Genomic DNA, 7265 nt, shown 5'->3' with positions numbered 1-7265 from the left:
CGCCACCACCGAGAGCCCACGTCCCACCGAGAGCTCACTTCTTGCCGAGAGCTCAGTTCTCACCGAGACCTCAGTTCCCACCGAGGGGTGAGTTCTCACCGAGAGCTCAGTTTCCACCGAGAGCCCGCTTCTCACCGAGAGCCCAGTTCCCACCGGGAGCGCACTGTCCACCGCGAGGTGAGGTCTCCCCGAGAGGCGGGTTGTCAGTGAGAGGTGCGCTCTCGCCGCAACCGCGGGTGCCGGCGGGTCACCCCCACTGCGGCGTCGCGCCGAGCACGTCCTCCAGCGGGGTGTGCGCCAGCCCGTGCGCCTCGGCGACCGGGGCGGAGACCAGCGCGCCGTCGTGTGTCGCCAGGCCCAGGGCAAGCGCCCGGTCGGCTCGCATGGCCGCGTGCCAGCCGAGGTCGGCGAGCGCGAGCGCGTAGGGCACGGTGACGTTCGTCAGCGCGTACGTCGAGGTGTGGGAGACCGCGCCGGGCATGTTGGTGACGCAGTAGAACAGCGTGTCGTGCACCCGGTAGGTCGGGTCGGAGTGGGTGGTGGGCCGCGAGTCCTCGAAGCAGCCGCCCTGGTCGACGGAGATGTCGACGACGACGGAGCCCGGCTTCATCCGCGAGACCTGCTCGTTGCTCACCAGCCGCGGCGTGCGCGCACCGGGCAGCAGGACCGAGCCGATGACGAGGTCCGCCTCGGTCACCGCCCGCTCGATCTCATAGCCGTTGGACATCACCGTCTTGCACCGGCCGCGGTAGAGCAGGTCGGCCTGGCGCAGCCGCGAGATGTCCCTGTCCATGAGGACGACGTCGGCGTGCATCCCGATGGCCATGGCGGCCGCGTTCATCCCGGCGACCCCGGCCCCGATGACGACGACGCGGGCCGAGTACACCCCCGACACCCCACCGAGCAGCACACCGCGCCCGCCCTGGGCGCTCATCAGCGTGTGCGCGCCCACCTGGGGCGCGAGGCGGCCGGCGATCTCGCTCATCGGCGCGAGCAGGGGCAGCGTGCGGTCGGGCAGCTCGACCGTCTCGTAGGCCACCGCGGTGACCTTGCGCCGGAGCAGCTCCTCGGTCAACCGCTTGTCCGCGGCGAGGTGGAGGTAGGTGAACAGGGTCTGGCCCTCGCGCAGCAGGGGGTACTCGGCCGGCACCGGCTCCTTGACCTTGAGCACGAGGTCACCGAACTCCCACGTGCCCGCGGCGTCCGGGACGACGGTGGCACCTGCGGCCGCGAAGTCCTCGTCGCGGATGGAGGCGGAGGCACCCGCCCCGCTCTGCACGGCCACCTCGTGACCGTGCCGGACGAGCTCGTGCACACCGGACGGCGTGATCGCCACCCGACCCTCGGAGTCGATGACCTCCCGCGGCACAGAAATTCTCATGCGGGGCATCCTCGCAGGTTTGAGAGGGGTGATGGATCTCGGTCCGGCCACCTGACGTCCGCTGTCCACAGACACGATCCACAGGGTTGTGCACATAATCACAGGGAGCGCCCGGAACCTGTGGACAAGGCTGTCCGGTTTGTCCGGTCAGTCCCCACGTCGGCGGGTGTGGCGGCGGCGCCACCACCTGTCGAGCCGGGAGGCGGGCTCCGCCTCGTCGCCCCGACGACGCGCCGGCGGCCACAGCCCGCCGAGGCTCACCGACTCGGCGTCGGGCAGCACCCACCGGCGCCACCGGGCGAGGACGCTCACGCCCGCGCCCACCACGATCGCCACGAGCATCCCGGCGGTCTCGTGCCCGAGCTGGTGCAGGGTGATCATCGAGACGGCGGCGAACACCGCCGAGGTCGCGTACAGCGTGTTGCCCCCGAAGATGGCCGGGACCTGGCCGACGACGACGTCACGGATCATGCCGCCGCCGGCCGCCGTCGTCACCCCGAGCAGGACCGCGGGCAGCACGCCGAGCCCGGCAGCCAGCGCCTTCGTCGCCCCGGTCGCGGCCCAGCAGCCGAGGACCACGCCGTCGGCGAGGACGAACGCCCGGTTCCACCACCGGCCGCGCAGCGGCAGCAGGAAGGCGACGACCGCCCCGACGAGGGCGGTGGCGAGGTAGTACGGGTCGGTGAGCGCGACCGGCGGACCGGCCTGAAGGAGGGTGTCGCGCAGCATCCCGCCGCCCAGCGCGGAGATGATCGCCAGCACCGCGAAGCCGACGAGGTCGAAGCGCTGCCGGCGGGCGATGGTGCCGCCGAGGATGCCGTTGAGCAGCACGCCGAGGAGGTCGATGCCCCGGAAGACCCCGGGGAGCACGTCGACCACCTGGGCTGCCACGTCGCCGGCCACACCCGATCCTGGCGCGGCCGGCCACCACCGGCAACCAGCCGTGCCCGGGCGGCGGTCTCCGGACGCACGGTCGACGTCGGCTCGCCTCGTGTGAGAAGGTTGGAGATACAACTGAAGAGCCATCGAACCGCGGCGGGAGAGTCCCGCTCCGCGCGGGCGCCGAAGGAGCAACCTCCCCGGAATCTCTCAGGCCCCCATACCGCCGCGACGAGGCAACTCTGGAAAGCAGCCACCAGGCTCACCGACGGTGAAATCCGGGCCACGGCCCGCGAAAGCTCTCAGGTCACATGACAGAGCGGGGAACGTCCCCCGACCCTGCGCCGGCACTGCCGGTGACCGTCCTGAGGAGCTCGCTTGGCTGCGCCCACCGACGTCCCCGCGAACACCTCCGCGCGGCCCGGGTCCCGCCACCCGCACCCCGCCGGTTCCACCACCGCATCCGCGACGCCTTCGCCCGGCCGTCGCGTCACCGGGCCCGACCCATCCGCGCCCCGGGCCCGCGCAGCCGTCCCCAGCGGGTACCGCGCCGGCCTGCGGATGCGCCACCGCCTCGGTGTCCTGGCGATCATCGCCTCCGCCACCGCCATGGGGCTGGCCGGCGTCTTCGGCCGGATGTCCACCCCGCCCGGGGCCGTCATCGGCGAGGCGCTCACCCTGGGGCGGATGACCGTCGGCGCCCTGGGCATGCTCGCGATCATCGTCGTCGGCCGGCGGCTGGGCGCGCTGCGGCACACCCGGCTCTCCTGGTCGGTGGTGCTCGGCGGCGTCTTCCTCGGGCTCTCCCTCGCCACCTACCTCTCCTCGACGGTGCTCACCGACCTCGCCCGCGCGGTCGCGCTGCACTACCTCGGACCGGTCGTGGCGACTGTGCTCGCCCGGGTGCTCCTCAAGGAGCGCCCCAACCGCACCGAGCTCACCTCGGTGCTCGTCAGCTTCGTCGGGATGGTGCTGGCCGCCGGGCTCATCGAGGCCGACCCGCTCGACGTCACCGAGCGGCAGCTGCTCGGTGACGTCCTGGCGGCTGTCTCCGGCGTCCTCTACGGCGCCGCCCTGCTGTGCTACCGCTACCGCACCGACATGTCCTCCGACGTCCGCAGCTTCTGGAACTTCACCTTCGGCGCGATCGGCACGGCCGGCATGGTGCTCCTCACCCGCCCCGACCTCTCCGGGATGACGGCGCAGCACTGGGCCTGGGCGGTCGGCTTCTTCCTCGTCTGCGGGCTGCTCGCGCTGGGGCTGCTCGTCCTGGCCGGCAAGCACCTGCGCGCCGTCGAGCTCTCCGCGCTGTCCTACTGGGAGGTGGTCGTGGCGATGCTCCTCGGGGCGCTCGTCTTCGGTGAGCTCGTCTCTCCGCTCGCCTGGGCCGGAGCCGTGCTCATCGTCGCCGGCGCGGCCGTCGCGGTCGGCTCCACCCGCCGCCGGATCGCCCGCATCCCGGCGAACCCGGCCGCGGTGCCGCCGGAGCCCGCCGGGTAGCACCGCCGCGGCCGCATTCGCACACTGGGACCCGTGGAGAGCAGGCACATCAGCCGGGTGGTCGCGGCGTCGCCCGCCGCCGTCTACGCCGTCGCCGCCGACCCCGACAACCTGCCCCGGTGGGCCTCCGGCCTCGCCCGGGGAGAGGTCCGCCGGGACGGCGACGCCCTGGTGGTCGACTCCCCGATGGGCCGGGTCACCGTCACCTTCGTCCCGCGCAACGCACTCGGCGTGCTCGACCACGAGGTGCGGCTCCCGTCGGGTGAGGTGGTGACCAACCCGATGCGGGTGGTGGCCCACCCGGAGGGCGCCGAGGTGGTCTTCACCCTGCGCCGGCGGGACCTCACCGACGAGGAGCTCGCGCGGGACGCGGCGATGGTGGAGCGGGACCTCGAGGCGCTGGGTCGGCTCGTCGAGGGCGGCGCGTAGGACGGGGCAGGCCGCTCAGGTGCGCGGGGTCACCGCCCCGGAGAGATGAAGCTTGCCGGACCTCGGGTGCCGCCCGGCGTACCGCACCGCGTCCCCACGGAGGTCGACCGAGAGCGCCACCCGGCCGGGCAGCAGCACCGGCCTGGCGAACTCCACCTCCCAGGTGAAGGCGTCGCCGCGCAGGCGGCGCAGCTGGGCCAGCGCCCGGGCAGCGGTGTACATCCCGTGGGCGATCGGCCGGGGGAAGCCGAAGACCCGCGCCCCCGCCCGGGAGACGTGGATCGGGTTGCGGTCCCCGGACACCTCGGCGTAGCGCCGGCCCGTGTCCGCGCCGAGGGACCACACGGCGACGACGTCGCCGGTGACCTCCGGCTCGGCAGGGGAGGTCGCCCCGGGCTCCTCCGGCGCGGCGCCCGCCGGGCGGGCGCCCTTGGCGAGGTAGGTCGAGGTCCCCTCCCACACCGTCTCGCCGCCGGCGCGGACGGCGACGACGAGGTCGACGAGGGTGCCGCGGCGGTGGGCCCGCAGCGACGTCGCGTGTGCCCGGGCGGAGAGCTCCTCACCGAGGTGCACCGGCCGGTGCTGCTCCACCCGGTTGGCCACGTGGACCATGCCGAGCACCGGCAGCGGGAAGTCCGGGCGCACCATGAGCGCCATCGCCAGCGGGAAGGTGAGCACGTGGACGTAGCCGGCGGGCAGCTCGTCGGTGCCCGGTTCGCCGAGGAGCTCCTGGTAGGCGGAGAGCGTGGCCGGGTCGGCCTGCAGGCCCTCGGCGGCGTAGGCCACCTCCGGCAGCCGGTCCCGGGCGGGCCCGCGCACCAGGGTGGTCCGGGCGGTGGCCGCCAGGGCCCGGCTGTGGAGGGAGCCGAGGCTCGGGACGGGGTCCAGCCGTTGGTCGCGCATCACTGCCCCACGAGGTTCTGGCCGCACACGCGCAGCGTCTGTCCGTTGATCCCGCCTGCCTGCGGAGAGGCGAGGAAGGCGATCGCCTCGGCGACGTCGACCGGCTTGCCGCCCTGCTGCAGCGTGTTCGCCCGCCGGGCCACCTGTCGCGGCACCGGCGGGATGGAGGCCGTCATCTCGGTCTCGATGAACCCGGGGGCGACCGCGTTGGCGGTCGCCCCGCGGCCCGCCAGCACCGGGGCCAGCGCCCGCGTCATGCCGATGATCCCGGCCTTGGCGGTGGCGTAGTTCGTCTGCCCGCGGTTGCCGGCGATCCCGGACGTCGAGGCCAGCGAGATGACGCGGCCGCCCTCCCCGAGCTCGCGGGCGAACGTCTCGTTCATCCGCAGCGGGGCGAGGATGTTGACGGCGAGGAGGTCGTCCCAGCGGTCCGGGGTCATGTTGGCGAGCAGTTTGTCGCGCAGGATCCCGGCGTTGTGGACGACGACGTCGAGCCGGCCGTGGCGCTCGCGGATGTGGGTGAGGATCCGGTCGGCGGCGTCGTGCGCGGTGATGTCCAGCTGGAGGGCGCTGCCGCGGACGGCGTTCATCACCCGGCTCAGCGACTCCCCGGCAGCCGGGACGTCGACGCCGACCACGCGGGCGCCGTCCCGGGCGAGCACCTCGACGACCGCCGCGCCGATGCCGCGGGCGGCCCCGGTGACGACGGCGACCTTCCCGGTCAGGGGACGGGTCCAGTCGGAGGGGACCGCGCCGTCGGCGGAGACGACGGGGAGCAGCTGCCCGGAGACGAAGGCGGAGCGGGCGGAGAGGAAGAAGCGCAGCGCGCCGAGCGCCGCCGGTGCGTCCACCGGGAGGTCGTCGGCCAGGACGAGCCCGTTGCCGGTGGCGCCCGCGCGCAGCTCCTTGGCCAGCGACCGCAGGAACCCGTCGACCCCGAGCCGGGCCGCGGCGACGGTCGGGTCGGTGGCGTCCTCGGCCCGCCGGGAGAGGGTGACGACCCGCCCGCCGGGTGCCAGCCGGCGCAGCACGCCGCCCAGGGCCAGGGCGGGGGCGCCGATGTGCGCCGGCGAGGCGATGTCGGTGAGCACGACGACGACGGCACCCCAGCGGCGGCCCTTGGCCAGCTCCTCGGGGTCGCGGCGCACGTCGAGCTCCCAGCCGAGGAGGGCCTCGGCCACGGTGTCCGCAGCACGGACGGAGGTGCCGCCGTCGAGCACGAGCACGGGGCCCGGGACGAGCGGGCGGTCGACGCTGTCCGGGTCGGTGCGGCGCAGCTCGACCGGTTGGGGCAGCCCGAGCTTCCCCGCGACGGTGCGGCCCCAGCCGCTGGAGACGAGGTCGAGGTAGGTGTCGCTCATCACGCCTCCAGGATCATCGCGGTGGCCTGGCCGCCGGCGGCGCACACGGAGATGAGGCCACGGGTGGGCTCACCCGTCTGCGCCTTCTTCTCCGCGAGGAGCTTGGCCAGGGTGCCGACGATCCGTCCGCCGGTGGCGCCGAAGGGGTGTCCCGCGGCGAGGGAGGAGCCGGTGACGTTGAGCCGGTCGGGGTCCACGGTGCCCAGCGGCTCGCGGCCGAGTCGCTCGCGGCAGAACTCGGCGTCGTCCCACGCGGCGAGGGTGGTGAGGACGGTGCTGGCGAAGGCCTCGTGGATCTCGACGAAGTCGAAGTCGGCGAGGGTGAGGCCGCGGCGGTCGAGCAGCCGCGGGACGGCGTAGCAGCCACCCATGAGCAGACCCTCCGCGCCGCCGGTGAAGTCGACGGCGGCGGTCTCGGCGTCGACGACGCGGGCCAGGGCGGGCAGGCCGCGCGCGGCGGCCCACTCCTCGGAGGCGAGCAGCACGGTGGAGGCGCCGTCCGTGAGCGGGGTGGAGTTGCCCGCGGTCATGGTGGCGTTGTCGCTGCCCGGTGCGCTGAACGCGGTGCGGAGCTTGCCGAGCTTCTCCAGCGAGGTGTCCGGACGGAGGAACTCGTCGCGCGTCACACCCCGGTAGGGGGTCATGAGGTCGTCGAAGAAGCCGCGCTCGTAGGCCGCGGCGAGGTTCTGGTGGGAGCGCAGCGCGAGCTCGTCCTGCGCCTCGCGGGTGATGCCCCACCGCTCGGTGGTGATCGCCTGGTGCTGGCCCATGCTCAGGCCGGTGCGCGGTTCGGCGGTGTCCGGGGCGACCGG

General features: G+C 74.1%; 7 protein-coding genes and 1 riboswitch. Of the genes, 2 read left to right on the top strand and 5 right to left on the bottom strand.

Translation table 11 applies throughout. The annotated features are described in order from the left end of the window. Positions 1 to 247: 247 nt before the first annotated feature. Positions 248 to 1381 carry an alanine dehydrogenase gene (gene ald / locus Q0195_RS15700; protein ID WP_299280251.1) on the bottom strand — a complete coding sequence of 378 codons (1134 nt, stop codon included), beginning with the start codon at positions 1379 to 1381 and terminating at the stop codon, positions 248 to 250. 147 nt (positions 1382 to 1528) lie between these two features. Next, a complete protein-coding gene (locus tag Q0195_RS15695) occupies positions 1529 to 2284 on the bottom strand; it encodes a trimeric intracellular cation channel family protein (RefSeq protein ID WP_299280248.1) in 756 nt (251 codons plus the stop codon). A gap of 123 nt (positions 2285 to 2407) precedes the next feature. Continuing rightward, a riboswitch (glycine riboswitch) is annotated at positions 2408 to 2496 on the top strand. Between the two features lie 325 nt (positions 2497 to 2821). On the opposite strand from Q0195_RS15695, the gene Q0195_RS15690 reads away from it, so the two are divergent. Further along, positions 2822 to 3760, top strand: a complete 939-nt coding sequence (locus Q0195_RS15690) for a DMT family transporter (RefSeq protein WP_299280245.1) — start codon at positions 2822 to 2824, stop codon at positions 3758 to 3760. Between the two features lie 33 nt (positions 3761 to 3793). Further along, entirely contained in the window at positions 3794 to 4189 is a 396-nt protein-coding gene (locus Q0195_RS15685) for an SRPBCC family protein (protein WP_299280242.1), read from the top strand. Positions 4190 to 4204: 15 nt separating this feature from the next. Here Q0195_RS15685 and Q0195_RS15680 read toward each other — a convergent pair whose 3' ends face one another. From Q0195_RS15680 to Q0195_RS15670, 3 genes are all read right to left on the bottom strand, one after another. After that, complete coding sequence (locus tag Q0195_RS15680; RefSeq protein WP_299280240.1) at positions 4205 to 5092, bottom strand: MaoC/PaaZ C-terminal domain-containing protein; 888 nt, start codon at positions 5090 to 5092, stop codon at positions 4205 to 4207. Beyond that, complete coding sequence (locus Q0195_RS15675; protein ID WP_299280237.1) at positions 5092 to 6453, bottom strand: 3-oxoacyl-ACP reductase; 1362 nt, start codon at positions 6451 to 6453, stop codon at positions 5092 to 5094. The genes Q0195_RS15680 and Q0195_RS15675 overlap by 1 nt, the downstream gene beginning before the upstream one ends. After that, a partial coding sequence (locus Q0195_RS15670) for an acetyl-CoA C-acyltransferase (protein WP_299280234.1) occupies positions 6453 to 7265 on the bottom strand: 813 nt, incomplete at its 5' end. The genes Q0195_RS15675 and Q0195_RS15670, both read right to left, overlap by 1 nt.

It is taken from the genome of uncultured Georgenia sp. (genome assembly GCF_937958535.1).
Classification (GTDB): Bacteria; Actinomycetota; Actinomycetes; order Actinomycetales; family Actinomycetaceae; genus Oceanitalea.
This window is presented reverse-complemented; position numbering and strand designations above follow the sequence as displayed.